Source organism: Microbacterium sp. gxy059 (genome assembly GCF_050958665.1).
Taxonomy (GTDB): Bacteria; Actinomycetota; Actinomycetes; order Actinomycetales; family Microbacteriaceae; genus Microbacterium.
On the sequence record NZ_JAMXWT010000024.1, the window covers coordinates 15,059 to 40,652 of the forward strand.

A 25,594-nucleotide genomic window follows, 5' to 3' on the forward strand; every position below is an offset into this window, starting at 1 on the left:
ATAACGAAGCGGGCGTTCGCCGCGGAGGGCACGGTGGGAGACATGCCGCGCCTCCCGCTTCCCGGCGACCTGCCCGCCGCGTCCCGCGTGGCCGACGCCCGAGGGGCGGGCATCAGCAGATCGCGGCTGCGCGGGGCGGACCTCCAACGCCCGTTCCACGGCATCCGGGTGCGAGCCGGGGAACCCGAGGATCCGGACGCGGGCGCGGACGACGCGCGTCGGGAGCGGATCCGACGAGCGGCTCAGGCCGCGATCCCGCTTCTCTCATCCGATCAGTTCCTCAGCCACCAGACGGCCGCCGTGCTGTGGGGCGCACCCGTTCCTCTGGCGGACGAGCGGATTCACGTGACGGTCTGGGAGGACGGGAGCCTCCCGCGCACGGCAGGCATCTGCGGACACCGCGTGCGGCGCGACCTGGCGACGGTGCGGCGGCGGGAGGGGCTTCCCGTGACCTCGCCGGCGTCGACCTGGGCGATGCTCGGCGCGCTTCCGGTGCGCGACCTCGTCGTCCTGGGGGACGTCCTCTGCCGCGTGTGGCGGGACGGCGTCGGGCGCCCGCCTCCCGGTCGCGCACCGCTCGCGACCCCGGCGCAGCTCGCCTCGGCGCTCGGCGCGGGGCGGCGCCTCGGCGCACCCCGACTGCGCGAGGCGCTGGCGCGGATCCGCACCGATTCGTGGTCGCCGCGCGAGTCGCTGGTCCGGTGCGCGCTCGGCGACGCGGGGCTTCCGGAGCCGGCGCTCAACGTCGACATCTGGACGGGCGAGGGACGCTTCCTCGGCTGCGTCGACCTCTGCTACCCGGAGGCGAAGATCGCGATCGAGTATCAGGGCCGTCACCACGCGGCCCGCTACGCACGCGACGTCGAGCGCCTGGAGCGGATGCGGGCGGCGGGGTGGATCGTCATCGAGGTCACGGCGGAGCTTCTGGCCCGCCCGCACGAGCTGGTGCGCCGCGTCTCCCGCGCGCTCCGGTCCCGCGGCCTCCCCGCCTGACGTCCAGATGACGCGAATGCCCCGTCATTCGCTCCAGGAAGGACCGTTCGCGTCATCTGGACGGGTGGGGAGGGCGTCCGGACGGACGGTGGCGCCTTCGACCGCCTCCGCCTGCTCGACACCTGACCCGGTGCCGCCGAGGTAACACAACGACGCACATTTCGCCCCGACGCGCGGTCACCTGGTTCGCTGGACGCACGCAGACGTTCGTAAGGAGTCGAGGATGAGCGCGTTCGCAGCCGGGGAGTCGGGTTTCAGCACGAGGCAGGTGCACGTCGGCTCGGCGGTGCCCGAGGCGTCTCCGCGCGCGCTCCCGATCCACTTCAGCGCCGGATTCACCTTCGAGAGCCTCGACGAGGCGGAGGCGCACTTCGGCGGCGGACAGGGCTTCGGCTACAGCCGCACGGGCAACCCGACCGTCGCGGCCGTCGAGAAGCGGCTCGCGTCGCTCGAGTCGGGATCCGACGCGGTGCTCCTCGCGAGCGGGCAGGCGGCGGTCGTCGTCGCGCTGCTGGGTCTCATCGACGCGGGCGGGCACATCGTCAGCTCGAACCACATCTACGAGGGCACCCGCGGCCTGCTCACCCAGAACCTCCCGCGCGCGGGCGTGACGAGCGACTTCGTCGACGACGTCGCCGACCCCGACGCGTGGCGCGCCGCGATCCGCCCGAACACCCGGGCGCTGTTCGCCGAGTCGATCTCGAACGCCCGCAACGACATCCTCGACATCGCCGCGATCTCCGCGGTCGCCGACGAGCACGGGATCCCCCTGATCGTCGACAACACGTTCGCGACGCCGTACCTCGTGCGGCCCATCGAGCACGGCGCCGCGGTCGTCGTGCACTCGGCGAGCAAGTTCCTCTCGGGGCACGGCACGGCGCTCGGCGGCGTGATCGTCGACAGCGGCCGCTTCGACGCCGCCCGGGCCGGCGACCGCTTCCCGCACCTGACCGAGCCGGCCGCCCCCGGAGCCCCGAGCCTCTGGGAGCTGCACGGCCCCCGCGCCCGCGCCGTGTACCTGCGCGACAGCGAGGCGCCGCGCCTCGGCCCGACGCCGTCTGCCCTCAACGCCTTCTTCATCGGGCAGGGGATCGAGACCCTCAGCCTCCGCGTGGAGCGCCAGTCGCAGAACGCGCTCGCCGTGGCGCGGTGGCTCGACGAGCGGCCCGAGGTCGCGTCCGTCGACTACGTCGGCCTCGACGCGCACCCGCACCACGCCCTGGGCGAGCGCTATCTCCGGGGCGGCAGCGGATCCGTCTTCACGTTCACGCTGACGGGCGGCCGGGAGGCCGCGGCCGCGTTCGTCGAGGCGGTCGAGCTGTTCGCGCACATGGCCCACCTCGGCGACACGCGCTCCCTCGTGCTGCACCCGGCGTCGACGAGCCACGTGTTCCGCACGATCCCCGAGCGCGAGGCGCTCGGCGTCTTCCCCGGCACGCTGCGCGTCTCGATCGGCATCGAGGACGTCTCCGACATCCTCGCCGACCTCGACCGCGGCCTCGCCGCCGCGCGCGCCGCGACGTCCGATGCGCGGGAGGGCGCGCTCGCGTGAGCCGCCTGCAGCACTTCGGCTGGTTCCTCGCCCGCGGCTTCGGGCCGCACGGCTGGGGGCACCCGTACCTCGACTGGGGATACCGCTGGACCGAGCCCGCGCTCTACCAGGAGTCGGCGCGCACCCTCGAGCAGGCGGGCTTCGACCTGCTGCTCATCGAGGATTCGCCCTCGCTCGGATCCCCGGAGACGATCGACCTGCGCGTGCGCCAGGCGTTCGGCGGCCCCAAGCACGACCCCCTCATGCTCGCGCCCTACCTCTTCCAGGCCACGCGGGCGCTCGGCGTGCTCCCCACCGTCAACCCCGCCGCGATGCTCCCGTACACGGCCGCGCGGCAGTTCGCGTCGCTGCAGCACCTGTCGGGGCACCGGCTCGGGCTCAACGTCGTGACCGACACGGGCAGCGCCCGGCACTTCTCGGACGCCCCGCCGCTGGGTCACGATGCCGCGTACGACCGCGCGGAGGAGTGGCTCGCCGGCATCCGGGCGCTGTGGCGCAGCTGGCCGGACGACGCGCTCATCGCCGACCCCGCCCGCGGGCGCTACGCCGACGGCACGCTGCTGGATCACGCGCGCCACCGCGGCGAGCACTTCGCGTTCGACGGCCCCCTCAACGCGGTGCCGTTCACGGCCGGCGAGCCGATCATCGCCTCGCCGGGCGGATCCGGCCGCGGCCTCGGCTTCGCCGGGGCGAACTCCGACATCCAGCTCGCGCTCGCCCCGCTCGACGAGGCGTCGATCCGGGCGTACCGGCAGCGGATCCACGACGCCGCGATCGTCGCCGGGCGCCGAGCAGACGACATCACGATCATGTTCGCGATCCAGCCCGTGATCGTCTCGTCGCCCGAGGAGGCCGACCGGATCGTCGCCGCCTCGGCTGACCCCGACGACGCCGCGCTGCGGTGGATCGCCGAGCGGCAGTCGAGCGACCTCGAGACCGACCTCACGGCGCTCGACCTCGACGCGCCCCTCGACCTGGGCGCGTTCGGCGAGCACGTGTCGCAGGGATCCCTCCGTCGCCTCATCGGGAAGCACGACCCGGAGACCACGCCGCTGCGCACGATCCTCGCCGCGCACGCGCGCCTCGGGCGGCTGAGCGACGGCACGGGGTTCGTCGGCACGGCCGACGAGTTCGCCGACCGCATCGAGGAGCTGGGCGACTGGGGCAACGACGGCATCCTGCTGTGGGGCGACCTGCACCCCGTCACCGTGCACCGCATGCTCGACGAGCTCGTGCCGATCCTGCGCCGCCGCGGCATCCTCCGCACGGAGCTCGACGACGCGGGCCTCCGCGCCAACCTCTCGGCGTTCTGAGGCGGGCCGGGGTCCGTCGGGCGCTCCCGGGGATCCGGCGCGCCCTCTGCCCGGCGTGTCTCGATTGGGGTGGGAATCCGGGGCCCATTCCCGCGGAAGGTGAGACATGGTGGGGTGTGGTGTTCGGCGTGTCTCGATTGGTGCGGGAATCGGGGGCTCATTCCCGCGGAAGGTGAGACATGGGTGCCCCGCTCAGCGCTCGATCGTGGGGATCGAGGCGAGCAAGCGGCGCGTGTAGTCCTCGCGCGGGTGCAGCAGCACCTGCGTCGTCGGGCCGTGCTCCACGAGCCGGCCCTCGCTCATCACGACGACCTCGTCGGCGAGGCTCTGCACCACGCCGATGTCGTGGCTGACCATCAGCAGCGTGAGCCCCTCCTCGCGCCGCAGCCGGCGCAGGAGATCGAGGATCTGCGCCCGCACGGTCACGTCGAGCGCCGACAGGGGCTCGTCGCCGACGAGGATCGCGGGCCGGTGCGCGATCGCCCGCGCGATGGCGATGCGCTGCCTCTGGCCGCCCGAGAACTCGTGCGGATAGCGGTCGCCGGCATCGCGCGGCAGCCCCACCTGCTCCAGCACCTCGGCCACGCGGTCGCGGCGGTCGCCCTCGACGCCGAGGGCCCAGAGCGGCTCGGCGATGCTGCGCCCCACGCTCATCCGCGGGTCGAGCGAGGCGTACGGATCCTGGAACACGAGCCCCGTGCGTCGCCGCAGCCAGCGCAGGGAGCGCGCCCGTCCTCCGGCGTCGACGCCCCGGCCGTCGACCTCCACGGAGCCCGCCGTGGGCCGGTCGAGGCCGAGCAGCAGCCGGACGAGCGTCGACTTGCCGGAACCGGACTCGCCGATGATGCCGACCGCGTCGCCCGCGCGCACGTCGAGATCGGTCGGGTGCAGCGCGACCGTCTCCCGCCGGCGCTCGAAGAGCGAGCGGCGGGGGAGCGCGAAGGACCGGGAGAGGCCGCGCGCGCGGATGATCGGGTCAGTCATCGGATCCTCCCGGACGCCACAGGGTGGCCGTCGCGTCGCGCAGCAGCCCCTGCGTGACGGGGTGCTCGGGCGCGGCGAGGAGGCGACGCACCGGGCCGCGCTCGACGATCCGCCCCCGCTCGAGCACGGCGGCGTGCTCGGCGACCTGGCCGAGCACCGCGAGGTCGTGGGTGATGAACACGAGCGACATGCCCTCGTCGGCGACGAGGCGCCCCAGCAGATCGAGGATCTCGGCCTGGATCGTCACGTCGAGCGCCGTCGTCGGCTCGTCGGCGACGAGCAGCCGGGGGCGGCCGGCGAGCGCCGCCGCGATCGCGACGCGCTGCCGCTGTCCGCCGGAGAGCTGGTGGGGGTAGCGGCGCACGATCGCCTCGGGATCCGGGAGCCGCACCCGCTCCGCGAGCGAGACGGCGAGCCGCGCGGCCTCGTCGCGGGAGGCGCCGCGGTGGATCCTCGCCGCCTCCGCGATCTGCCTGCCCGCCGTGCGGATGGGGTTGAGGGCCGTGCGCGGCTCCTGGAAGACCATGCCGATCTCGCTGCCCCGCAGTGCGGCCAGCTCGCGGTCGGGGCGGCCGAGCAGCTCCCGCCCGTCCCAGCGGATCGAGCCGATCGCCCGCGCGCCGTCCGGCAGCAGACCGAGCAGCGCGAGCGAGGTGAGCGACTTGCCCGACCCGGACTCGCCGATCAGGCCGAACCGCGCGCCGTCCGGGACGGAGAACGAGACGTCCTCGACGAGCGTCGCGCCGCCGATCTCGATCGAGAGTCCCTCGACCTCGAGGCTCATGCGACCACCCCCGGGGTGTGGGTCGGCGGGCGCCGGTCGCGCCGGATGAGCGTGGGGTCCGTCGCCTCGCGCAGCGCGTCGCCCAGCAGATTGAACGAGAACACGGTCGCGGTGATCGCGAGTCCCGGCCACAGGGCGCTGAGCGGATGGATCGTGACGGCCTGCTGCAGGTCGGCGAGCAGCAGGCCCCAGCTGGGCTGCGTGACGGGGGCGCCGAACCCGAGATACGACAGGCCGGCCTCGGCGAGCACCGCGGCCGCCATCGACCACGACAGCTGCACGATGAACACGGGCGCGGCGTTCGGTAGCAGGTGGCGCACGAGGATCTGCCCGCCCGAGAGGCCGGACGCGCGGGCGGCGAGCACGAAGTCGGCCTGCCCCACGCGGCGCAGCTCCCCGCGAGCCACGCGGGCGATGTTCACGCCGTAGCCGATGCCGACCGACCACACGACGACCCACAGGGAGCCGCCCCACACGGCCGAGATCATCATCGCGATGATGAGGACGGGGAAGGCGATGAGGATGTCGACGAGCACCGCGACCGCTTCTCGCACGGGGCGCGCCGTGAGCGCGCCGAGCGCGGCCAGCAGCACGCCCAGGATCGTCGCGACGATCCCGGCGCCCGCGGCGACGAGCACGGTCACGCGGGATCCGGCGATGAGCAGCGAGAGGATGTCGCGCCCGGTCGCGTCGGTGCCGAGCAGGTGCGGCCAGCCGGGGCCGCTCCACCGCGCGGCGGCGTCGGCGTGCCGCGGGTCGAAGGGCGTCCAGACGAGGGACAGGAGCGCGACCGCGAGGATCGCCGCGACGATGACGAGCGCCGTGCGGCCGATCGGCATGCGCCACAGGCGGGCGAGCCAGGATCCGGGTCTCATGCGCGCTCCCTCTGCCGCGGGTCGACGGCGTGGTGGGCGAGGTCGACGAGGAACCCGACGACGAGCACGAAGCCCGTGAGCGCGAGCAGCTCGCCCTGCACCTTCACGAGGTCGCGCGCGCCCACGTCGGCGACGAGCATGCGCCCGATGCCGGGCAGGTTGAAGACCTGCTCGATGACGACGGCGCCCACGAGGATCCCCGCGATCTGGATCCCGAGCACCGTCACGACCGACATGCCGACGTTCGGGAGGCCGTGGCGCAGCAGAGCCTGCGTGCGCGTGAGCCCCTTCGCGGCCGCGGTGCGCACGTAGTCCTGCCCGAGCGCGGCGAGCGTGGCGCTGCGCACGAAGCGCATGAGCATCGCGCCCTCCACGACGCCGATCGTGAGGGCGGGCAGCGCGAGCGCGGCGAGGGCGGCGCCCGGCTGCTGCCATCCTCCGCGGGGGAAGCCCTGCGCGGGGAACCAGCCGAGCCCCACCGCGAACACGACGACGAGCATCATCCCGGCCCACACGACGGGGATCGCGGCGACGAGCTGCGACCCCATCGCGAGCGCCGCCCCGGAGGCGCGGTCGCGGCGCAGGGCCGCGACGACGCCGAGGGGCAGGGCGAGCGCGAGGGCGATGACGAGCGCGCCGATCCCGAGCGGGACGGTCACCCGCGCCTTCTCGGCGAGCTCGCCGAGCACGGGCGCCCCGGTCAGCATGGAGGCGCCGAGGTCGCCCGTGAGCACCCCGCCGATCCAGTCGAGGTACTGGGTGGCGAGCGGCCGGTCGAGGCCGAGCTCGGCGCGCAGCGCCTCCACCTGGGCGGGCGTGCCCTCCGTGCCGGCGATCATCTGCGCGACGTCGCCTGGCAGCACCCGCAGCGTCGCGAAGATGAGGACGCTCGCGACCAGGAGGCCGAGCGCGAGGAGCAGGATCCTCGTGAGCGCGTAGCGGATCACGGTGAGCGGCGGTGCAGGGTCAGGGCGCCTCGACGGTCACGCCCGCGAGCGGCAGGCGCGTGGACGTCGACGTGCGGGGGAAGCCCTCGATCCCGGGGGCGACCGCGACGATGTCCTCGCGGGCGTAGAGCCAGTCGACCGGGTGGTTCTCGCTCACGAGGCGCGCGGCCTCGGCGAGCAGCTCGGCCGACGCGTCCGCGTCGGTGGCCGACATCGCCTGCTCGTAGAGGTCCTGCACCTCCGGCAGGGTCTCCTCGTCGACGCCGTAGTAGTAGTCGGGGTCGGCCCAGGAGGCGAAGTCGCGCGGCTCGACGTGGTTGACGTAGCTGAGCTCGTAGTCGCCGTTCGCGTAGACGTCCTGCAGCCAGGTGGAGAACTCGACGGGCTGCACGTCGAGGGTCACGCCGACCTCCTGCAGCTGGGAGGCCAGCAGGGTCGAGACGCGGTTGCCGTAGGGCGAGGGGATCGTCAGGGTGAGCGAGAGGTCCTCCGCTCCGGCGTCCGCGAGCAGCTCGCGGGCGCGCTCCGGGTCGTGGGGTGCGACGTCGGAGAGGTCCTCGTAGCCGGGGTCCGGCTCGGGGATCGGGCCGAACAGGGACGAGCCCGCGCCGACGACCTCGAGGATCGCGTCGTGGTCGATCGCGAGCCTCAGGGCCTCGCGCACCCGGATGTCGTCGAGGGGCGGCACGTCGAGGTTGAAGGCCAGGACGAACTTGTCGGTCGTCGGGGCCTCGCTGAGCTCGAACGACCCCTCGAGCTGCGGGGCGAGGTCGGCGTCGACCGCGGTCACCGCGTCCAAGGATCCGTCGAGGCCGGCGCTGACGAGCGCGTTCTGGTCGGGGATGTAGGTGAGGACGGCCTCGGCGACGCCGGCGGGGTCGCCCCAGTAGTCGTCGAAGCGCGCGAGGGCGAGGCTGTCGCCCTGTCGCCAGGCGCCGATCGAGAAGGGCCCCGTGCCGTTGGCGTCCGTCTTCATGTCGGTGTCGTCGTCCTCGTCGAAGACGAGGCCCGCGGGGCCCGTGAGGGCGAACAGGAGGTTCTGGTCGGGGCGGCTCAGCGTGATCTCGACGGTGAGGTCGTCGGGGGCGGAGATGCTCTCGATCACCTGCAGGTCGTCGTGGCCGAGCAGCTGCTCGTCGTCCTGCACGGCGGTGAGGGAGGCGACGACGTCCGAGGCCTCGAGCGTCGCGCCGTCGTGGAAGGTCACGCCCTCGTGCAGCGTGAAGGTGTAGGCGAGGCCGTCGTCCGAGACGGTCCACTCGGATGCGAGCGCCGTGACGATGTCCTCGTCCTCGCCGCCGCGGGCGACGAGGCCCTCGTAGACGTTGCCGATGAGAGCCTGCTCGAGGGCGGCTCCCGAGGTGCGCCGGATGTCGAGGTTGGTGGGCTCGAGCACGAGGCCCACGGCGAGCGAGGCGTCGGGATCGGGGGATCCTGATCCGGCGCCCGGCTGCTCCGCGCCGCCGCAGGAGGCGAGGGCGACGGCGGAGACCAGGGCGATGGCCGCCCCGGCGAGGCGGGAGCGGCGTGACAGCGACGAGGCCATCGGATGTCCTTTCGAGCTGCGTCTCAGACGCGGGGAGGAGCGGAGCGGATGATCCGCGCCAGGTCGGCGAAGGCGATCTCCTGCACGTTGTGCGGGGCGTCGAGCTCGACGACGGTCACCTCGGGGGCGCGCGCGGAGAACGCCGCGACGTCGGCGTCGTCGAGGTAGCCGTGGGATCCACGCACGAGCGTCAGGGGCGCCGCGACGGCGTCGAGGGCGCGCCACAGGGCGTCGACGTCGGGTGCGAGGAACCTGCCGTCGTGCAGGAGCCGCGCGACGTGGTGCTTCCACTCGACGCCGCCGTCGGGCCGCGGGCGGGTGTTGAGGAGCACGCCCGCGCGGGCCGCCCCCCGGCCGCCGCCGAGCCCGAAGGACAGCGCGTGGTCGAGGACGTCTTCGACATCGGAGAACTCGAGCCGCGCGTAGAACGCGGCGAGGCCGGAGGCCCCGCCGCTGCTCGCGCCGGGCACGATGTCGACGATCGTCAGCGCGCGGACGAGGTCGGGGCGGCTGGCGGCGACGTGGAGCGCCGTGAGGCCGCCGAGCGACTGGCCGACGAGAACCACGGGCGCATCCGCCCAGGCCTCGATGGCGGCGATGACGTCGGCGGCGAGGAGCGCGGGGGAGTAGTCGGCGTCTCCTCGCCAGTCGGATTCGCCGTGACCGGGGAGGTCGACGGCGATCGCTGGGGCGTCGAGGGCGATGACCGTGCGGTCCCACGTGTGCGCGTTGAGGCCGGCGCCGTGCAGGAGGACCGTGCGGGCGGGGTCGTCGCCGTAGCGGATCCCGGACAGCGCGCGCCCATCGGACAGCGACAGCGTCTCCCGTCGCGCGGAGGGCGCGGGGCGGCCCTGATCCCGCGCCTGTGCGGGCAGGAAGCCGAACTCGTCGAAGCCGACGTGCGTGAGAGTCACGATGTTCCTCGGATGAGCGGGTGCGCGGAGCGCGCGAGAACGTCACCATTGTGGAGGGGAAACGAGTCCGCAGAGAAATCCATCGAAGATCTGCTCAGTTTGGATCATCATAATTCATCGAATCGATGACACATCTCATGATTTCGCGTGCAGAGTGATTTTTGGGGCGGCGTGAGCGCCCCGGGCCAGGGTTGCGATTCCTCCGACAGGATGAGGTAAGGCTTACCTCGGAGTATCATGGGGTGCATCATGACGCACGCCTCGATCTCCCCCGCACATGACGCGGATGCGTGCCGCGGTCGTCGGCATGCTCGCGCCCAGCACCTCATCGCCGCCGACGAGCACGCGCTCCTCGAGCTCGAGGTGCTGCTCGCGACGCTCCCGATGTGCGCGACGGGGCGCGTGTTCATCGAGATTCCCGACGCGGGATGGGTCCGTCCCCTGGCGGCTCCGTCGCGGATGACCGTGACGTGGCTCGCGCGCTCGGCGCGCAGCGGCGCCCCCGGATCGGCGCGCATGTGCGCCGCGGGCGAGGCGCTGACGCGGGCCGTCACCGCGTACGCCGACGAGGCGCTCTGCGAGAACGAGTCGGCCTGCGGCACGTCCATCTCGCTGCTCGGCGGATTCTCGTCGTCGGCCGACATCGTCGAGCACCTGACGCGCCGCCGGGGGCTCCGGCGCGACGCGATCACGGTGCCGGACGCCTTCGCCGCCTACGTCTGAGCCGGCCCGCGGGAAGGTCAGGCCCGCGCGAGCGCGCCGATGATCCGCAGGATCGTGCCGAGGTCGTCCACGGCGTCGCCGGGCGCGTGCGGTGCGAAGCCCGCGAGGGAGGCTCCGGCGAGCGGCAGCCGCTCCCGGATCGCCGCGATCGCCTCGATCAGCTCGTCTCCGTCGACGCCGAACGGCTGAGCGCCGGAGACGCCCGCGATCTGCGCGGGATCCAGCACGTCGAGATCGACGTGGATGAACACCCGCGAGGCGCCCGTCGCCGAGACGGCGTCGGCGACGCCGGAGGCGGCAGGCAGCGGATTGAGGTGCGCGAGACCGCTCTCCTCGATGAAGGCGCTCTCCGCGTCCTCGAGGGCGCGGGCCCCGGCCAGCACCACGCGCTCGACGGGGACGCCGGGGGAGAGGACGAGCTCCTCGGCCCCGTCGCCCAGAACGGCCCGCAGCGCCATGCCGCTGAAGGCGCCTGACGGGGAGGTCGCGGGGTCGTGGAGGGCGGCGTGCGCGTCGAACCAGACCACCGCGAGGTCGTCCGCCGCTCCCGCACGCCCGATGGCGGGCACGGCGACGCCGCTGTCGCCGCCGATTGTGATGAGGGGCTCGTCGGGCAGGGCCTCGAGCGCCTCGTCGACGCGTCGCCGGATGCGTCGGAGGGTGCTGGCGCGCTGCACGCCCGTGTCGAGGGTCTCGCCCGCCTCGTAGGGCACGTCGATGCGGGTGCAGGCGGCGCGAGGCAGGTCGCCCGCGATCGCATCCGCGCCGTCCACGAGCGACATGGCGCGCGTGGAGGGAGAGCCCTGCCATTGCGGGATGACGGCGAACCGAGCCATGGGACGATGATGCTCCTTGCCGGGGCGAAGCGGAAGAGGGCGGCCGGCGGCTCCCGGAGGAGGCCGCCGGCCGTGGTCGGGGTCAGCCGGCCGTGAGCGAGCCGCCGTTCGCGCCGCCCGACTTGAGGGCCGCGAGGCGCGCCTCGACCTCGGTCAGCTCTCCGACGTCCTCGAGGCTCTCGAACTGGGCGTCGAGGCTCGAGGCGGCCAGCTCGGCCTTGCCGGTGGCGAGGGCCTCCTGGCGGCGCACCTTCTCCTCGAAGCGGCCGAGCTCGCTCGTGGGGTCCATGACGTCGACCGACTTGACGGCGTCGTGCACCTTGTTCTGCGCGTCGGCGAGCTTCGAGCGCGAGACGAGCTCGTTGCGCTTGCTCTTCAGCTGCTCGAGCTTCTGCTTCATGCCATTGAGGCCGTCCTTCAGCTTGTCGACCACCTCGGTCTGCTGCTGGATCTGCGGCTCGACGGCCTTGATCTCGCCCTCGGTCTGCACCTGTCGCTGCAGGGCGACCTTCGCGAGGCTGTCGAACTTGTCGGCGCCGGCCGTGTCGCCTGCCGCGCGCAGCTCGTCGCCCTTGCGGCTCGCGGCGAGGGCCTTGTTGCCCCACTCGGCCGCGGCCTTGCGGTCCTCCTCGACGTCGCGCTCGAGCAGCCGCAGCTGGCCGATGGTCTCGGCGATCGCCGACTCGGCCTCGCGGATGTTGTTCGTGTAGTCGCGGACGAGCTGATCGATCATCTTCTCGGGGTCCTCCGCCTGGTCGATCAGCGCGTTGACGTTGGCGCGGATGAGGGTGGAGATGCGTCCGAAGATGGACTGCTTGCTCATGGGACGTGCCTTTCGTGAGGGGTGGGGGAAGTCTGCGTGCCGTGCCTATGCGCCAGCCTAGAACCGGCGCCCGCCGGAGCGGCGGCCTCCGCTGGATCGCGAGATGCCGCCGGAGCGTCCGCTCGAGCGCCGGGATCCGCCGCCGAACCCGCCCCCGGAGCGGCGCGCTCCTCCGGAGGATCCGCCGAAGCCGCCGCCGAACCCGGAGGACGAGCGCCGGGATCCGCCCGAGATCGCCCCGCCGATGAGCCCGCCGATGATGGCGTCGCCCAGGCCGGAGGAGGAGCGGCCGTACCCGCGGCGATCGGTGTAGCGCCCGCCGTAGCCGTAGGCGGAGCCCGCGTCGTACTGCTGCACGTCGCGGTGCGCGGCGTCGGAGGCGGAGGACGCGAGGCTGTGGGCCTGCTGCGCGAGCGCCAGCGCCTGGGAGGGATCGGCCGCGCGGGCGGCGAGGGCCTGGTCGAACGTGGCCTTCGCCTCGGCGAGCGTGGTGCGGGGCCCCGAGCCGACGGCTCCGCGCCGCGTGCCGATGAAGCTGTCGGTCGAGGAGATCTTCGCCTGCGCCTGGCCGAGGGTCTGCTCGAGCCTCTGCGCGACGCGACGCCTGGCCTCCTCGGCCTCGCGGGCGCCCGCGACGACGCTGTCGATCGCGCTGTTGGCGCGTTCGAGCGACTCGACGACGAGGAAGGGCGTGCGCTCGGAGCTCTGCAGGTTCGCGACCGCGGTGTCGATGTGGCGCTGCGTCTCCTGCACGGCCTGCGCGACCCGCCCCTCGGGATCGGCGAGCGAGACCGCCTGGCGGATGTCGTTCTCGAGATCGGCGATGATCGCGCGCGCCTGCGTCTCGGCCTCCGAGAAGCTCCTGTCGAGTGACAGCACGGCCTCGACGAGCTCGTCGGTCTGGGCGATCGCCCGCTCGGCCTCCTGCAGCGTGAGCGCGGCCTCGCCCGTGCGCTCCTCGGCGATCTGCCGCTCGGCCTCGGCGAGCTCGGCGTCGACGAAGGCGAGGCGCTGGCGCGCCTGCTCGGGGTTGTCGTCGATGTCGTCGAGCGCGGGGGAGGCGTAGGTCTCGCGCAGCCGGGCGATCTCGGCGTCTGCGCGCTCGGGCGCGGGGGCGAGCGCGTCGCGGCGCCCGCGCAGCTCGGTCAGCATCTGCGGGGCGTTCTGCTCGATGCGGCGCAGCTCGTCGAACGACGCGGCCTCGGCGTCGAGCACGCTGTCGGCGTCGTCGAGCGCTTCGAGGATCTGCCGGGTGAGGGCGGTGCGGTCGTCGATCGCCTCGGCGGGGGCGGCGTCGACGCGCTGCTGCAGCTCGAACGCCTGGGAGAGACGACCCGCTGCGTGCTCGATCGCCCTGCCGTAGTCCGCGACGGCGTCGTCTCCGAACTGCGCGGCCGCGAACCCGATCTCCTGGCGGCTCGTGCGCACGGCGTCGTCCATCTCGATGATCGCGCCCGCCGCGCGCTTCTCGAGCTCGGCCAGCTCGGCGAGGCGCTTCTCGCGCGCGGCGGCCGCGTCGGCGCGCCCCCTCCGCGATCGCACGAGGGTGCGCACGGCGAAGAAGATGCCCACGCCCGCGATGACGATGCCGAAGATCCAGGTGAGGGTGTGGTCGGGCGCGGCCTGGCCCTCGAGCTCGGAGGCGGCGGCGTCGACGGCGCCCGCCCAGTCGTCCGAGCCGAGCGCCCGCCCCGCCGCCTGCTCCACCTCGATCAGCTTGCTCTCGCTCAGCGCGCCCTCGACGGGCGGCGAGAGGAACATCTGCCGCGTGTCCACCGCGATCGCGAGGAGGTACTGGTCGCGGCCGAGCAGGTTGAGATCGGCGGTCTCGTTGGCCCAGTCGGCGGCCTCGGACGGGTTCTCGAAGGCGTCGACGTACACGACCCACAGCTCGAGATCGGCGTCGTCGTACAGCGCGGACAGGCGCGCGTCGGCCTCCTGCTCCTCCGCATCGGTGAGCACGTCGGCCTCGTCGTGGACGTACGAGCTGCCGAGCTGCGGCGGGTCCGCCGCGGAGGCCGCGGCGATCGGCGCGGCGACGAGGGCCGCCGCAGCGACGAGGGCGGAGAGGACCCGAGCACGGAGACGACGCATGCGCGCTCCCTTTCTGGAGGAGACGTGGTGCCCCCGATCCTACGGACCCCCTGCGACAGACGAACAGCCCCGGACGGATCCGTCCGGCGCGGGTCGCTTCCGCGGGGCGGCGCCGCGGCGCATACGCTGGCGGAGATGTGCGAAGACAGGTACGGATCCGACGTGCTCGCGTCCGGGTGGCGGGAGAAGGGGCGGAAGGTCTCGCGCCCCGTCCCCGCCGAGCTCGACCTCGTGGTGGAGGTCGCCGGCGACGGGTGGTGCGGGGCGATCACCGGCGTCGAGGCGGGGAACGTCGAGCTGGAGGACTGGAAGGGACGTCGGAGGGCGTTCCCGCTCGGCGCGGGCTTCCTCCTCGAGGGCGAGCCGGTGATCCTCACGAAGCCAGGACCCGCCGCGCAGGGGCGCCGACGCACGGCGTCCGGGTCGTTCGCCGTCGACGACCAGCGGGCGCGGGTGGCGCTGCCGAGCCGGATCCTCGTGGAGGGCCGCCACGACGCGGAGCTCGTCGAGCGGGTGTGGGGCGACGACCTGCGCGCCGAGGGCGTCGCCGTCGAGTACCTCGAGGGCGTCGACCTCCTGGACGACCTGCTGCGCGACGAGCCGCCGAGCGCGACCCGTCGATACGGGGTGCTCGTCGACCATCTCGTGCCGGGAACCAAGGAGCAGCGGATCGCCGACGCGATCGCGCGGGGCCCGCACGGCGCGCACGTGAAGATCGTCGGCCACCCGTTCGTCGACGTGTGGCAGTGCGTCACGCCGCGCGCGATGGGCATCGAGCGGTGGCCCGTCGTGCCCCGGGGGACCGACTGGAAGACCGGCGTCTGCCGCGGCCTCGGCTGGCCGGCGGAGACGCAGGCCGACATCGCGCGCGCCTGGAAGCGGATCCTCGGGCGCGTGCGCACCTACCGCGATCTCGAGCCCGCGCTGCTCGGCCGCGTCGAGGAGCTCATCGACTTCGTGACCGTCGGGCCCTGACGGGCGACGGGATTGCCAGCCGTCGCCCGTACCCTGGTGGGCATGGCTGAACCCGGAACGCGCCGCCAGGCGCCCGTCTCGTTCGTCCGCAGGGGCGGACGCATGTCCGATGCCCAGGAGCGGGCGTGGCGCGAGCTCGCGCCGACCTACGTCCACGACGTGCCGCGGGACGCCGCGCACACCTCCGTGCACCCCGACGCGCGGTTCATTCCCGAAGAGGAATACGGCAGGAGCGCGCCGCTGGTCGTCGAGATCGGATCCGGCCAGGGGCACGCGATCATCCACGCCTCCACGACCCGGCGCGACGTCGACTTCCTCGCCGTCGAGGTGTATCACGGCGGTCTCGCCCGCACGATGCTCGAGGCGTACAAGGCCGACGTGACGAACCTCCGCCTCATCGAGGCGAACGCCCCCGAGGTGCTCGAGACGCTGCTGCCCGAGGGGTCGGCCGACGAGATCTGGATCTTCTTCCCCGACCCCTGGCACAAGAAGCGGCACCACAAGCGCCGCATGATCAGCCCGGGCTTCGGCCGGATCGCGGGGCGCGCCCTGCGCGACGGCGGGGTGCTGCGCCTCGCGACGGACTGGGAGGACTACGCGCTGCAGATGCGCGAGGTCCTCGACGCCGAGCCCGAGTTCCAGCGCGCCTTCGCGGGCGACTGGGCCGAGCGCTTCGAGGGGCGCGTCATGACGGCCTTCGAGCGCAAGGGCATCGACAAGGGCCGCGACATCCGCGACCTCGCGTACACGCGCGTCCCCCGCTGACCCGCCGCGCGACACTCCCGCCGGTCCCGCCCGAGGCGGGAGCACGCCCTCCCTGCTGGTAAGCTCGTCGAGCCTCCATAGCTCAGGGGATAGAGCGTTGGTTTCCGGTACCAAAGGTCGCAGGTTCGAATCCTGTTGGGGGCGCCACCCGGCCCGGGATCCGCAGAACGATGCGGATCCCGGGCCGCTTCGTGTCCGGACGGTCCCGTCGCGCGCCCCTGCGTAGTCTGAGCGGGTGACCGCCTTGCGAACGCCGCGCGCCGTCGGCGCCCTCCGGATCGGTGCGGGCGTCGCGGTGCTCGTGACGCTCGGCGTGGCCTACGGCGCCCGCATCGCGGAGGGCGATCCGAGCCCGTTCGACTTCTTCGGGTACTTCACCAACCAGACGAGCCTCCTCACGGCGGCGGTGCTCGTCGTCGCGGGCGTCCTCTCGCTGCGGGGCCTCGCGATGCCCGACGGGCTCTCCCTCGCGCGCGGCACGGCGACGGCCTGCATGATCGTCGTGGGCGTCGTCTACAACGTGCTCGTCCCGGGCACCGGATCCGCCGCGCTCTGGGTGAGCGTCACGCTGCACATCGCGCTGCCGATCCTCGTGACGCTCGACTGGCTTCTCGTCGGGGACCGGCCGCCGCTCCCGTGGCGTCGGCTCTGGGTCGTGATCCCGTATCCCGCGCTGTGGCTCGTCGGCGTCCTCGTCCGCGGTGCGACCGACGGCTGGGTGCCGTACGGCTTCCTGCTGCCGGAGCGCGGCGCCCTCTCCCTCGCGCTGCACGTCGCGGGCCTGTTCGCGGCGCTCGTCGCCGCCGGAGCGCTCGTGTGGGCCGCGAGTCGGCGACGGCCTCTCCGTCCCCGCGACGGTCTGGCCAGACGCGGCGCTCCTACATCCACTTCCTGACGCGGAACACGACGTACAGCGCGACCGCGACGGTCTGGCCAGACGCGGCGCTCCTACATCCACTTCCTGACGCGGAACACGACGTACAGCGCGACCGCGAGGGCGAGCATCAGGCCCAGCGCGAGCGGGTAGCCGAATGCCCAGTGCAGCTCGGGCATCACGTCGAAGTTCATGCCGTAGATCGCGCCCACGAGGGTCGGGGCGAAGAGGATCGCGGCCCAGCCCGAGATCTTCTTCATGTCCTCGTTCTGCCGTTGGGCGACGAGCGTCGAGTTCACGCTGAGGATCTGCGAGAGCGCGTCGCGCAGCTCGACGGTCTCGCCCACGACCCGGGTGAGGTGGTCGGCGACGTCCTGCAGATACGCCTGGAGGTCGTGCGGGATCTCGTACTTGTCCGCGCCCTGCTGGAGGCTCGCGAGGATCTTCGCGAGCGCCGTGTTCGCCTGCAGCAGGTCGATGACCTCCTGGCTCAGGCGGTAGATGCGCTCCGCGGCCGCGGCATCGCCGCTGAAGACCTGCCGTTCGATCTGATCCTTGTCGACCTGCAGGCCGTCGAGCACGGGGAAGCAGCCGTCCACGATCGCGTCGAGCAGCTGGTAGACCATCGCCTCCGGCCCGATGCGCAGCAGATCCGGGTTCTGCAGCAGGGGCGCGCCGATGCCGAGCGGCGCGTTCTCGGCCGTCGCGACCTCGGGCGTCACGACCGTGCCGTCGATGAGCCGCCCGTCCTGGCAGACGATGACGAGCGCGCCCGGCCGCACGAGCAGGTGGAACTCGCTGAACTCCACCTCCTCGCTCTCGTCGAGGTACCGCGCGGAGCGCACGACGAGGAACAGCACGTCGTCGTAGCGCTCGAGTTTCGGGCGCTGCCCCGCGTGCAGGAGGTCCTCCGTGAGCAGCGGGTGCAGCTCCCACGCCGACGCGAGCTCGGCGATGCTCTCCGGCGTCGGGCTCGGCAGCACCGTGAGCGCCATCCCGCCCGGCGTGGCCCGTCCGAACGCGAGGGCGTCGGCGATCGACTCGTCGGTCGCCATCTCCTGCGGCACGCCGTCGACGATGTGGCGGGTGAGGATCAGCGGCACCTGCTCGAGCGGATCCGCCGTCGTGCGCTCGCGGCGGATCCGACGTCCGAGCCCGGCCGCTCCGGCCGGCAGTCGCGACGGTGTCATGGGCGCCCCTCTCGTCCGTGGTCCCGTTGAAGCGTAGGCGACGGTTGCCGCGAGAGAAGGACCCCATGCGCTCCTTCGACGAACTCGTGGGCGAGGCCCTGGCGGCCGACGTGACCGGGTGGGGCTTCTCCTTCCTCGACGGGCGCGCGACGGAGGAGCGCCCGCCGTGGGGATACCACCGGATCCTCGCCGACCGCCTCGCCCGGGTGCCGTCGGCGCTCGACATCGACACGGGCGGCGGGGAGGTGCTCGGCGAGGCGCCGACGCTGCCGCCCCGGATGGCCGCGACCGAGTCGTGGGCGCCGAACGCCGAGCGCGGGCGGGCGCTTCTGGGGCCGCGCGGCGTCGAGATCGTCGAGACCGAGCCCGGCGCGCTCCTGCCGTTCCCCGACGCGTCGTTCGACCTCGTCACCGCGCGCCACCCCGTCGTGCCGCCCTGGGGCGAGATCGCCCGGGTGCTGCGGCCGGGAGGGCGCTACGTCGCGCAGCACGTCGGCCCCGCCTCCGCGTTCGAGCTGATCGAGTTCTTCCTCGGCCCCCTGCCCGCCGAGCGGAAGGGGCGCCACCACGACGCGGAGGCCGCCGAGGCGGAGCGGGCGGGCCTCGCCGTCGAGAGCCTCCGCACGGCGCGCTGTCGCATGGAGTTCTCCGACATCGGCGCGGTCGTCTGGATCCTCCGCAAGTGCCCCTGGTGGATCCCCGACCTCTCGGTCGACCGCTACCGCGCCGACCTCGAGCGCCTCGACGCGCGGCTGCGCGCGGGCGATCCGTTCACGGCCTTCTCGTCGCCGCACCTCATCGAGGCGCGGCGCCGCTGACGTGAGGCGCGGCCGAAGAGGCGTGTCTCGAAAAGTGCGGGTACGGAGGATCCATTCCCGCCGGAAGTGAGACACGGTGTGGCTTGTCTGGGGGCGTGTCTCGAAAGGTGCGGGTGTGGCGGGTTCATTCCCGCCGGAAGTGAGACACGGTGCTCGCACGTGGGGCGCATCCCGGACGGCACGGATCCCTCCCGCCGGGAGAGAACCCCGCCTCGCTCACCCCTCGACGGGAGCGGAGGCGTCTGTCGTCTCGGTCGGGGTCTCGGCGGGGGCGCCGTCGTCGGGGACGAGCTGCGCGAGGTGGGCGGCGACGAGACCCGCGAGGTAGGCGTGCCCGTCGTCCGACGGGTGCCGTCCGCCGGTCTTCGACGCGTCGATCACGGCGTCGTAGTTCGACTCGGTGATCCAGCCCTCCTGCACGGGGGAGATGTAGGGCAGGCTCCGCGCCTCCGCGAGGGCGTCGAGGCGCTGGTCGATGAGCGCCGTGTCGTCGCCGACCGGCAGCACGTGCGGGGCGGGCCCGAGGATCACGAGGTCGGCGTCGGGGAAGCGCGTCTGCATCGCCGACCACGCCTGCGCGACCGCGTCGTCGTACCCCGAGAGGTCGACCAGGCGGTCGTTGATGGATCCCTGCAGCACGACCACGTCGGGGGAGAGGGCGGGGTCGAGCGCGGCGATGCGCGGCGCGTACACCCCTCCGTCTCTGCCGGGACGGAGGTAGCCGCTGCCGCTCTCGCCGGCGACGGTCGTCTCCCAGCCGAGGATGCGCCCCGTCAGGTAGGCGTAGCCGCCCTGCTCGTTCGTGGAGGCGAGGCCCACGGTCCACGAGTCGCCGAAGATCAGCAGGTCGGTCGGGCCGCCTGTCTCGTCGGGGGCGGCGACGTCGGCGCTCGCGCTCTCCGATGCGGGCGCCCCGCCGGACCCGGCGGTCCGATCCTCCGGGCCGTCGATCCAGGGAGACGAGACGTCGACGCCGGTCGGGGCCGAGGCGCATCCGGCGAGCGCGAGCGCGACGAGCAGCGTCGGAGCCGCCGCGCGGCGGAGGAGGGTGGGCATGGGAACAGCGTAGGCACCCGCGGTGGACGCTCCCCGGGCGGACATCGCATCGTCATCGGATCGTCATCCGGACGCCCCGCGAGCTCGATCGGGTCGCCGTTCGCGTCGCTTTCCGGGAGAACGATCGGATCGCCATCCGAGTCGCCTGTCGAGAGACCGATCGGATCGTCATCCGCATGGCCATAGAATCGTGTCCCTATGAGTCCTGATGCCCTTGCCTCCGCTCTGCTCGACGTCCTCACCGCGATCGCCGAGCGGCGCCGACCCGACCAGCCCCTCGGCATCGAGACCGGCGACATCACGGTCGAGCGCCCGAAGAACCGGGATCACGGCGACTGGTCGACCAACGCCGCGATGAAGTTCGCGAAGCGCCTCGGTCAGAACCCCCGCGAGCTCGCACAGGAGATCGCGGATCGGCTCGTCGAGACCGACGGCGTCGCCTCCGTCGAGGTCGCCGGCCCGGGCTTCATCAACATCCGCCTCGAGGCGGCGGCGGCGGGCGCGCTCGCGAAGACGATCGTCGACGCGGGGGAGGCGTACGGCCGGAACGACTCGCAGGCGAGGGCCACGGTCGACGTCGAGTTCGTCAGCGCCAACCCCGTCGGCCCGCTGCACATCGCGCACACGCGCTGGGCGGCGCTCGGCGACGCGATCGCGCGCCTGCTCGAGGCCTCGGGCGCGAAGGTCGCCCGCGAGTACTACATCAACGACGCCGGCGCGCAGATGGATCGCTTCGGCGCCTCGATCGTCGCGTCGCTCCACGGCGAGGAGAAGCCGGAGGGCGGCTACGCCGGCGCCTACATCGACGCGCTGGGGCAGACGGTCCTCGCGGAGCGCCCCGACCTCCTCGACCTCCCGCGCGACGAGCAGATCGTGCTCGCCCGGGATCTCGCGTATCCCCACCAGCTCGACGAGATCAAGGCGTCGCTCGCCGCGTTCAACGTCGACTTCGACGTGTGGTTCTCGGAGCGCACCCTGCACGAGGGCGACCCGAGCCTGATCGACCGCGCCGTCGAGCGCCTGCGCGAGCAGGGATACGTGTACGAGTCCGACGACGCGATCTGGGTGCGCACGACGGCGTTCGGCGACGACAAGGACCGCGTCATCCGCCGCGGCAACGGCGTCTACACCTACTTCGCCGCCGACGCCGCGTACTACCTCGACAAGGGCGACCGCGGCTGGGAGAAGAAGATCTACCTGCTCGGGGCCGACCACCACGGTTACGTGCACCGCCTGAAGGCGCTCGCGGGCGCGGCCGGCGACGACCCGGAGAAGAACATCGAGGTCCTGATCGGCCAGATGGTGTCGATCAACGGCGCGCGCCTGTCGAAGCGCGCGGGGAACATCATCGAGATGGACGACATCATCGAGTGGATCGGCACCGACGCCCTGCGCTACTCGCTCGAACGCTCGCCCGCCGACTCGCCGCTCGACCTCGACCCCGAGCTGCTGCGCAAGCGCACGAACGACAACCCCGTCTTCTACGTGCAGTACGCGCACGCCCGCACCCACAACGTCGCGCGCAACGCCGCCGACGCCGGGGTGACGCGCGACGCGTTCCAGCCCGAGCTGCTGGATCACGAGACCGAGGCCGCCCTGCTCGGCGCGCTGCAGGAGTTCCCCCGTATCGTCGCGTTCGCCGCGGCGCAGCGCGAGCCGCACCGCGTCGCCCGCTACCTCGAGGAGCTCGCGGGCCTCTACCACCGCTGGTACGACAGCTGCCGCGTCACGCCGCGCGGCGACGATCAGATCGAGCCCGTGCACGGCACGCGCCTGTGGCTGAACGACGCGACCGGCCAGGTGCTGCGCAACGGGCTGACGCTGCTCGGCGTCAGCGCGCCCGAGCGGATGTGACGGAGCGGAAGATGGCGAGGCGCCGCCGGTTCCGCGGGCTGATCATCGCGGCGCTCGTCCTCGTGCTCGCGGGCGGCGCGCTCATCGCGGCCGAGGCGGTGCTGCGCGGCGTCGTGCAGGACCGGGTGCGCGGCATCGTCGCCGACGCGCTCGACCTGCCCGAGACGCAGCGGATCGACGTCGCCGTCGGCGGCATCGTCATCCCGCAGCTGATCGCGGGCCGGCTGGACGACGTCGCGATCGACGCGCCCGACCTCGCCGTCGCGGGGCTGACGGGCGACGCGTCCGTGCGCCTCCACGGCGTGCCCGCGCGCGGCGACGACACGAGCGCCCTCGGCGGCGACGCCCGCATCGGGCTGGACGCCGGCGACGTCGAGACGCTGCTCGCCGCGGCGAGCGGATCCTGGGGCGAGCTGGTCGACGTCGAGATCGCGCTGCCGGGACCGGAGGCCGTGCTGTCCGGCGGGTTCTCGGTCTTCGGGCAGACCGTGCCGCTCGAGCTCGACGCGGTCCCGAGCCTCGACGGAGGAGACGTCGTCGTCACGCCCGAGGCGTTCCGGGTGGGCGGGCTCGAGCTCACGGCCGACGACCTCGCCCAGGCGCCCGTCGACCTGAGCGGCATCTCGGCGCCCGTGACGGTCTGCCGCGGCGACGCGCTGCCCGCGGGGATCTCCGTCGCCTCCGTGGGGATCCGCGCCGAGCATCTCGCGGTCGAGCTGCGCCTCGACGACGGGTTCGTCGACGACCCGGCCGCGCCGCTCGAGGGCGGCTGCGCCTGACGGATCCGCCCGTCCGCGGGCCGCTCGGGGTTTCGCCTAGACTCGGTGGCATCGAGCGCACGACGCGACGCGCGGGAGAATCCGCAGCGCGCCGTGCTCCCCGCCCCCGATCCCGAGGTCCCGCACGCCCGATGGTCTCCGAGTCCGCCTCCGCCCACCCCCTGGCGCCCGCATGGCTGGCGCGGCCTGACGACGCGAACGACCTCGCCGACCGTGTCTGGCCCTCCTCCGCGCTCCGCGACGACGACGGCATGCTCGTCATCGGCGGGCTGCGCGCCGACGAGATCGTCGCCCGCTTCGGCACGCCGGTGCTCGCCCTCGACGAGCAGGACGCCCGCGACCGGGCGGCGCGCACCCACCGCGCCTTCGCCGAGGCGACCGCCCGCCACGACGGCGTCGCCCGCGTCTACTACGCCGGCAAGGCGCTCCTCACGACCGAGGTCGCCCGCTGGATGACGTCGGCAGGGCTCGGCATCGACGTCTGCTCCCGCGGCGAGCTCGAGACGGCCCTCGCAGCCGGCGTCGCCCCCGACCTCATCGGCTACCACGGCAACAGCAAGCGCGTGAGCGAGCTGGAGCGGGCGGTCGACGCGCGCGTCGGCACGATCATCGTCGATTCCGCCATCGAGATCGAGCGGCTCTCCGCCATCACGCAGCGCTCCGGCCTGTCCCAGCGCGTGCTCGTGCGGGTGCGCAGCGGCGTGCACGCCGACACCCACGACTTCCTCGCGACCGCGCACGAGGACCAGAAGTTCGGCTTCTCGCTCGACGAGGCCGAGAGCGCGGTGGCGCGGATCCGCGAGCTCGAGCTCGTCGACTTCGTCGGGCTGCACTGCCACATCGGCTCGCAGATCTTCGGCGTCGACGGGTTCCGGGAGTCGGCATCGCGCGTGCTCGAGCTGCACGAGCGCCTGCTCGACGGCGGCCCCGTGCCGCTGCTCAACCTCGGCGGCGGGTTCGGCATCGCCTACACGCGGGCCGACGACCCGGCCGACATCGACGACCTCGCCCGCGGCATCGTCGACGCCGTCGCCGACGAGTGCCAGGCCAGGGGGATCCCCCTGCCGGTCCTCGCGTTCGAGCCCGGACGCAGCATCATCGGCCCCGCCGGCGTCACCCTCTACGAGGTCGGCACCACGAAGCCGGTCTCGGTCGAGACCGAGACCGGCGCCGCGACCCGGCTGTACGTGTCGGTCGACGGCGGCATGAGCGACAACGCCCGCCCCGCGCTCTACGGCGCGCAGTTCTCGGCGCGGATCGCCTCCCGCACGAGCGACGAGGCGCCGGCCCTCGTGCGGGTCGTGGGCATGCACTGCGAGTCGGGCGACATCGTCGTCGACCACGAGTTCCTGCCCGGCGACGTCACGCCGGGCGACCTGCTGGCGGTGCCGTCGTGCGGCGCCTACACCGCCGCGCTGGCGAGCAACTACAACCACGTCCCGCGCCCGCCCGTCGTGGCGGTGCGCGAGGGAGAGGCCCGCGTCGTGCTGCGCGGGGAGACGATCGACGATCTCCTCGCCCGCGACCCCGGGATCGCTCCCGCCCGCCCCGCCACGAACGAGGGAGAAGAATGACCGATCACCGCACGCTGCGCGTCGCTCTGCTGGGGGCCGGATCCGTCGGATCCCAGGTCGCGAACCTGCTGCTCGAACGCGCCGACGAACTCGCGGAGCGCACGGGCGCCCGCCTCGAGCTCGCCGGGATCGCCGTGCGCGACCTCGACGCGCCGCGCGACGTCGAGCTGCCGCGCGAGCTGCTCACGACCGACGCGAGCGAGCTCATCGTCGGCAGCGACATCGTGATCGAGCTGATGGGCGGCATCGAGCCGGCGCGCACCTTCATCCTCGAGGCTCTGGGATCCGGCGCCGACGTCGTCACCGGCAACAAGGCGCTCCTCGCGACCCACGGCGCGGAGATCTTCGACGTCGCCGACCAGGTCGGCGCGTCGGTGTCGTACGAGGCGGCCGTCGCGGGGGCGATCCCGATCATCCGGCCGCTCAAGGACTCGCTCGCGGGCGATCGCGTCACGCGCATCTTCGGCATCGTCAACGGCTCGACGAACTACATCCTCGACCGCATGGACCGCGACGGCCTCGCCGCCGACGAGGCGATGCGGATCGCGGCCGAGCTGGGCTACCTCGAGGCCGACCCGACCCTCGACGTCGAGGGCTTCGACGCCGCGCAGAAGGCCGCGATCCTCGCGAGCCTCGCCTTCCACACGAAGGTCTCGATCGACGACGTGCACCGCGAGGGGATCGGGAGCGTCACCGCCGAGATGATCGAGAGCGCGCGTCGCGCGGGCTACGTCGTGAAGCTGCTCGCCGTGTGCGAGCGGCTGCAGGAGGACGGCGAGGAGTCGATCTCGGTGCGCGTCTACCCGGCGCTCATCAGCCGCGAGCACCCGCTCGCGAGCGTGCACGGCGGCAACAACGCGGTCTTCGTCGAGGCCGAGGCGGCGGGCGCGCTCATGTTCTACGGGGCGGGCGCAGGCGGCATCGAGACGGCCTCCGCCATCATGGGCGACGTCGTGTCGGCCGCCAGGCGCCACATCGCCGGCGGCGTCGGCGTGGGCGAGTCGCCCCGCGGCACGGTCCCCGTCGCCCCCATCGGGCGCATCGAGACGCGCTATCAGATCCGCCTCGAGGTCGCCGATCAGCCGGGCGTGCTCGAGACCGTCGCCCGGGTGGTCAGGGAGGGCGGCGTGTCCGTCGCCGCGCTCGAGCAGACGACGATCGAGTCGGGCGAGGGCGCGGGACGCGCGCAGCTCGTGATCGGCACCCACCGCGCGAAGGAGCAGGCGCTGAGCGACACCGTGCGGCGCCTCGCCGAGAGCGACGTCGTGGAGCGCGTGGCCTCGGTGCTGCGCGTCGAGGGGGAGTGACGATGGCGCGACGCCGTC

At 73.3% G+C, this 25,594-nt stretch carries 23 protein-coding genes and 1 tRNA gene; 13 read left to right on the forward strand and 11 right to left on the reverse strand.

The window, feature by feature from the left end:
* Positions 1-42: 42 nt before the first annotated feature.
* From NHL53_RS12505 to NHL53_RS12515, 3 genes are all read left to right on the forward strand, one after another.
* Positions 43-993 carry an endonuclease domain-containing protein gene (locus tag NHL53_RS12505; RefSeq protein WP_433777201.1) on the forward strand — a complete coding sequence of 317 codons (951 nt, stop codon included), beginning with the start codon at positions 43-45 and terminating at the stop codon, positions 991-993.
* A gap of 223 nt (positions 994-1,216) precedes the next feature.
* Positions 1,217-2,545, forward strand: a complete 1,329-nt coding sequence (locus NHL53_RS12510; RefSeq protein WP_433777202.1) for an O-acetylhomoserine aminocarboxypropyltransferase/cysteine synthase family protein — start codon at positions 1,217-1,219, stop codon at positions 2,543-2,545.
* On the forward strand, positions 2,542-3,858 hold the full coding sequence (locus tag NHL53_RS12515; RefSeq protein ID WP_433777203.1) for an LLM class flavin-dependent oxidoreductase: 1,317 nt from the start codon (positions 2,542-2,544) through the stop codon (positions 3,856-3,858). The genes NHL53_RS12510 and NHL53_RS12515 overlap by 4 nt, the downstream gene beginning before the upstream one ends.
* A gap of 192 nt (positions 3,859-4,050) precedes the next feature.
* Here the strand turns inward: NHL53_RS12515 and NHL53_RS12520 are convergent, their stop codons facing one another.
* The 6 genes from NHL53_RS12520 to NHL53_RS12545 are packed head-to-tail and all read right to left on the reverse strand — an operon-like array spanning position 4,051 to position 9,908.
* Positions 4,051-4,842: an ABC transporter ATP-binding protein gene (locus tag NHL53_RS12520; RefSeq protein WP_433777204.1), complete on the reverse strand. Its 792-nt coding sequence runs from the start codon at positions 4,840-4,842 to the stop codon at positions 4,051-4,053.
* On the reverse strand, positions 4,835-5,626 hold the full coding sequence (locus NHL53_RS12525; RefSeq protein WP_433777205.1) for an ABC transporter ATP-binding protein: 792 nt from the start codon (positions 5,624-5,626) through the stop codon (positions 4,835-4,837). Before NHL53_RS12525 ends, NHL53_RS12520 begins: the two co-directional genes overlap by 8 nt.
* Positions 5,623-6,501, reverse strand: a complete 879-nt coding sequence (locus NHL53_RS12530) for an ABC transporter permease (protein WP_433777206.1) — start codon at positions 6,499-6,501, stop codon at positions 5,623-5,625. The genes NHL53_RS12525 and NHL53_RS12530 overlap by 4 nt, the downstream gene beginning before the upstream one ends.
* The gene (locus NHL53_RS12535; protein WP_433777207.1) at positions 6,498-7,448 is read right to left on the reverse strand and encodes an ABC transporter permease; all 951 of its coding nucleotides are present in this window, start codon (positions 7,446-7,448) and stop codon (positions 6,498-6,500) included. Before NHL53_RS12535 ends, NHL53_RS12530 begins: the two co-directional genes overlap by 4 nt.
* A 19-nt stretch (positions 7,449-7,467) precedes the next feature.
* Positions 7,468-8,994: an ABC transporter substrate-binding protein gene (locus NHL53_RS12540; RefSeq protein ID WP_433777208.1), complete on the reverse strand. Its 1,527-nt coding sequence runs from the start codon at positions 8,992-8,994 to the stop codon at positions 7,468-7,470.
* 23 nt (positions 8,995-9,017) lie between these two features.
* A complete protein-coding gene (locus tag NHL53_RS12545) occupies positions 9,018-9,908 on the reverse strand; it encodes an alpha/beta fold hydrolase (protein WP_433777209.1) in 891 nt (296 codons plus the stop codon).
* Between the two features lie 249 nt (positions 9,909-10,157).
* On the opposite strand from NHL53_RS12545, the gene NHL53_RS12550 reads away from it, so the two are divergent.
* A complete protein-coding gene (locus tag NHL53_RS12550) occupies positions 10,158-10,631 on the forward strand; it encodes an SIP domain-containing protein (protein ID WP_433777210.1) in 474 nt (157 codons plus the stop codon).
* A gap of 17 nt (positions 10,632-10,648) precedes the next feature.
* On the opposite strand, the gene NHL53_RS12555 is transcribed toward NHL53_RS12550, so the two are convergent.
* The 3 genes from NHL53_RS12555 to NHL53_RS12565 all read right to left on the reverse strand — a co-directional run bounded on the left by NHL53_RS12555 (position 10,649) and on the right by NHL53_RS12565 (position 14,384).
* Positions 10,649-11,467 (reverse strand): arginase family protein, encoded by an 819-nt coding sequence (locus NHL53_RS12555; RefSeq protein ID WP_433777211.1) that lies wholly within the window; start codon positions 11,465-11,467, stop codon positions 10,649-10,651.
* A gap of 82 nt (positions 11,468-11,549) precedes the next feature.
* Positions 11,550-12,290 (reverse strand): PspA/IM30 family protein, encoded by a 741-nt coding sequence (locus tag NHL53_RS12560; protein WP_433777212.1) that lies wholly within the window; start codon positions 12,288-12,290, stop codon positions 11,550-11,552.
* Positions 12,291-12,347: 57 nt separating this feature from the next.
* Positions 12,348-14,384 (reverse strand): TPM domain-containing protein, encoded by a 2,037-nt coding sequence (locus NHL53_RS12565; RefSeq protein ID WP_433777213.1) that lies wholly within the window; start codon positions 14,382-14,384, stop codon positions 12,348-12,350.
* A gap of 135 nt (positions 14,385-14,519) precedes the next feature.
* Between NHL53_RS12565 and NHL53_RS12570 the strand changes: the two genes are divergently transcribed.
* The 4 genes from NHL53_RS12570 (at position 14,520) to NHL53_RS12585 (ending at position 17,019) form a co-directional block, all read left to right on the forward strand.
* Entirely contained in the window at positions 14,520-15,359 is an 840-nt protein-coding gene (locus NHL53_RS12570) for a DUF3097 family protein (protein WP_433777214.1), read from the forward strand.
* 42 nt (positions 15,360-15,401) lie between these two features.
* Positions 15,402-16,124 (forward strand): tRNA (guanosine(46)-N7)-methyltransferase TrmB, encoded by a 723-nt coding sequence (trmB, locus tag NHL53_RS12575; protein WP_433777215.1) that lies wholly within the window; start codon positions 15,402-15,404, stop codon positions 16,122-16,124.
* A gap of 71 nt (positions 16,125-16,195) precedes the next feature.
* Positions 16,196-16,271: transfer RNA gene (locus NHL53_RS12580), tRNA-Arg, on the forward strand.
* Positions 16,272-16,359: 88 nt separating this feature from the next.
* A complete protein-coding gene (locus tag NHL53_RS12585; protein ID WP_433777216.1) occupies positions 16,360-17,019 on the forward strand; it encodes a Pr6Pr family membrane protein in 660 nt (219 codons plus the stop codon).
* A 53-nt stretch (positions 17,020-17,072) separates the two neighbouring features.
* On the opposite strand, the gene NHL53_RS12590 is transcribed toward NHL53_RS12585, so the two are convergent.
* Positions 17,073-18,188: a magnesium and cobalt transport protein CorA gene (locus NHL53_RS12590; RefSeq protein ID WP_433777217.1), complete on the reverse strand. Its 1,116-nt coding sequence runs from the start codon at positions 18,186-18,188 to the stop codon at positions 17,073-17,075.
* Positions 18,189-18,253: 65 nt separating this feature from the next.
* Between NHL53_RS12590 and NHL53_RS12595 the strand changes: the two genes are divergently transcribed.
* A complete protein-coding gene (locus tag NHL53_RS12595; protein WP_433777218.1) occupies positions 18,254-19,006 on the forward strand; it encodes a class I SAM-dependent methyltransferase in 753 nt (250 codons plus the stop codon).
* Positions 19,007-19,222: 216 nt separating this feature from the next.
* Here the strand turns inward: NHL53_RS12595 and NHL53_RS12600 are convergent, their stop codons facing one another.
* Entirely contained in the window at positions 19,223-20,062 is an 840-nt protein-coding gene (locus tag NHL53_RS12600; RefSeq protein WP_433777219.1) for an SGNH/GDSL hydrolase family protein, read from the reverse strand.
* 198 nt (positions 20,063-20,260) lie between these two features.
* Here NHL53_RS12600 and argS point away from each other — a divergent pair, with 198 nt between their 5' ends.
* The 4 genes from argS (at position 20,261) to NHL53_RS12620 (ending at position 25,576) form a co-directional block, all read left to right on the forward strand.
* The gene (gene argS / locus NHL53_RS12605; RefSeq protein ID WP_433777220.1) at positions 20,261-21,916 is read left to right on the forward strand and encodes an arginine--tRNA ligase; all 1,656 of its coding nucleotides are present in this window, start codon (positions 20,261-20,263) and stop codon (positions 21,914-21,916) included.
* A gap of 11 nt (positions 21,917-21,927) precedes the next feature.
* A complete protein-coding gene (locus tag NHL53_RS12610) occupies positions 21,928-22,695 on the forward strand; it encodes an LmeA family phospholipid-binding protein (RefSeq protein ID WP_433777221.1) in 768 nt (255 codons plus the stop codon).
* A 131-nt stretch (positions 22,696-22,826) separates the two neighbouring features.
* Positions 22,827-24,269, forward strand: coding sequence for a diaminopimelate decarboxylase (gene lysA, locus NHL53_RS12615; protein WP_433777222.1), 1,443 nt, complete (start codon positions 22,827-22,829; stop codon positions 24,267-24,269).
* Positions 24,266-25,576 carry a homoserine dehydrogenase gene (locus NHL53_RS12620; RefSeq protein ID WP_433777223.1) on the forward strand — a complete coding sequence of 437 codons (1,311 nt, stop codon included), beginning with the start codon at positions 24,266-24,268 and terminating at the stop codon, positions 25,574-25,576. Before lysA ends, NHL53_RS12620 begins: the two co-directional genes overlap by 4 nt.
* Positions 25,577-25,594 lie beyond the last annotated feature (18 nt).

Bases quoted from the DNA above. Each gene is read 5' to 3' on its own strand.
- NHL53_RS12505 (WP_433777201.1), top strand. From the start codon at position 43: ATGCCGCGCCTCCCGCTTCCCGGCGACCTGCCCGCCGCGTCCCGCGTG.
- NHL53_RS12540 (WP_433777208.1), bottom strand. From the start codon at position 8,994: ATGGCCTCGTCGCTGTCACGCCGCTCCCGCCTCGCCGGGGCGGCCATC.
- NHL53_RS12595 (WP_433777218.1), top strand. From the start codon at position 18,254: ATGCGCTCCTTCGACGAACTCGTGGGCGAGGCCCTGGCGGCCGACGTG.
- NHL53_RS12520 (WP_433777204.1), bottom strand. From the start codon at position 4,842: ATGACTGACCCGATCATCCGCGCGCGCGGCCTCTCCCGGTCCTTCGCG.
- trmB (WP_433777215.1), top strand. From the start codon at position 15,402: ATGGCTGAACCCGGAACGCGCCGCCAGGCGCCCGTCTCGTTCGTCCGC.
- NHL53_RS12510 (WP_433777202.1), top strand. From the start codon at position 1,217: ATGAGCGCGTTCGCAGCCGGGGAGTCGGGTTTCAGCACGAGGCAGGTG.
- NHL53_RS12530 (WP_433777206.1), bottom strand. From the start codon at position 6,501: ATGAGACCCGGATCCTGGCTCGCCCGCCTGTGGCGCATGCCGATCGGC.
- NHL53_RS12610 (WP_433777221.1), top strand. From the start codon at position 21,928: ATGGCGAGGCGCCGCCGGTTCCGCGGGCTGATCATCGCGGCGCTCGTC.
- NHL53_RS12525 (WP_433777205.1), bottom strand. From the start codon at position 5,626: ATGAGCCTCGAGGTCGAGGGACTCTCGATCGAGATCGGCGGCGCGACG.
- NHL53_RS12570 (WP_433777214.1), top strand. From the start codon at position 14,520: ATGTGCGAAGACAGGTACGGATCCGACGTGCTCGCGTCCGGGTGGCGG.
- NHL53_RS12620 (WP_433777223.1), top strand. From the start codon at position 24,266: ATGACCGATCACCGCACGCTGCGCGTCGCTCTGCTGGGGGCCGGATCC.
- lysA (WP_433777222.1), top strand. From the start codon at position 22,827: ATGGTCTCCGAGTCCGCCTCCGCCCACCCCCTGGCGCCCGCATGGCTG.
- NHL53_RS12565 (WP_433777213.1), bottom strand. From the start codon at position 14,384: ATGCGTCGTCTCCGTGCTCGGGTCCTCTCCGCCCTCGTCGCTGCGGCG.
- NHL53_RS12550 (WP_433777210.1), top strand. From the start codon at position 10,158: ATGACGCACGCCTCGATCTCCCCCGCACATGACGCGGATGCGTGCCGC.
- NHL53_RS12590 (WP_433777217.1), bottom strand. From the start codon at position 18,188: ATGACACCGTCGCGACTGCCGGCCGGAGCGGCCGGGCTCGGACGTCGG.
- argS (WP_433777220.1), top strand. From the start codon at position 20,261: ATGAGTCCTGATGCCCTTGCCTCCGCTCTGCTCGACGTCCTCACCGCG.
- NHL53_RS12560 (WP_433777212.1), bottom strand. From the start codon at position 12,290: ATGAGCAAGCAGTCCATCTTCGGACGCATCTCCACCCTCATCCGCGCC.
- NHL53_RS12600 (WP_433777219.1), bottom strand. From the start codon at position 20,062: ATGCCCACCCTCCTCCGCCGCGCGGCGGCTCCGACGCTGCTCGTCGCG.
- NHL53_RS12555 (WP_433777211.1), bottom strand. From the start codon at position 11,467: ATGGCTCGGTTCGCCGTCATCCCGCAATGGCAGGGCTCTCCCTCCACG.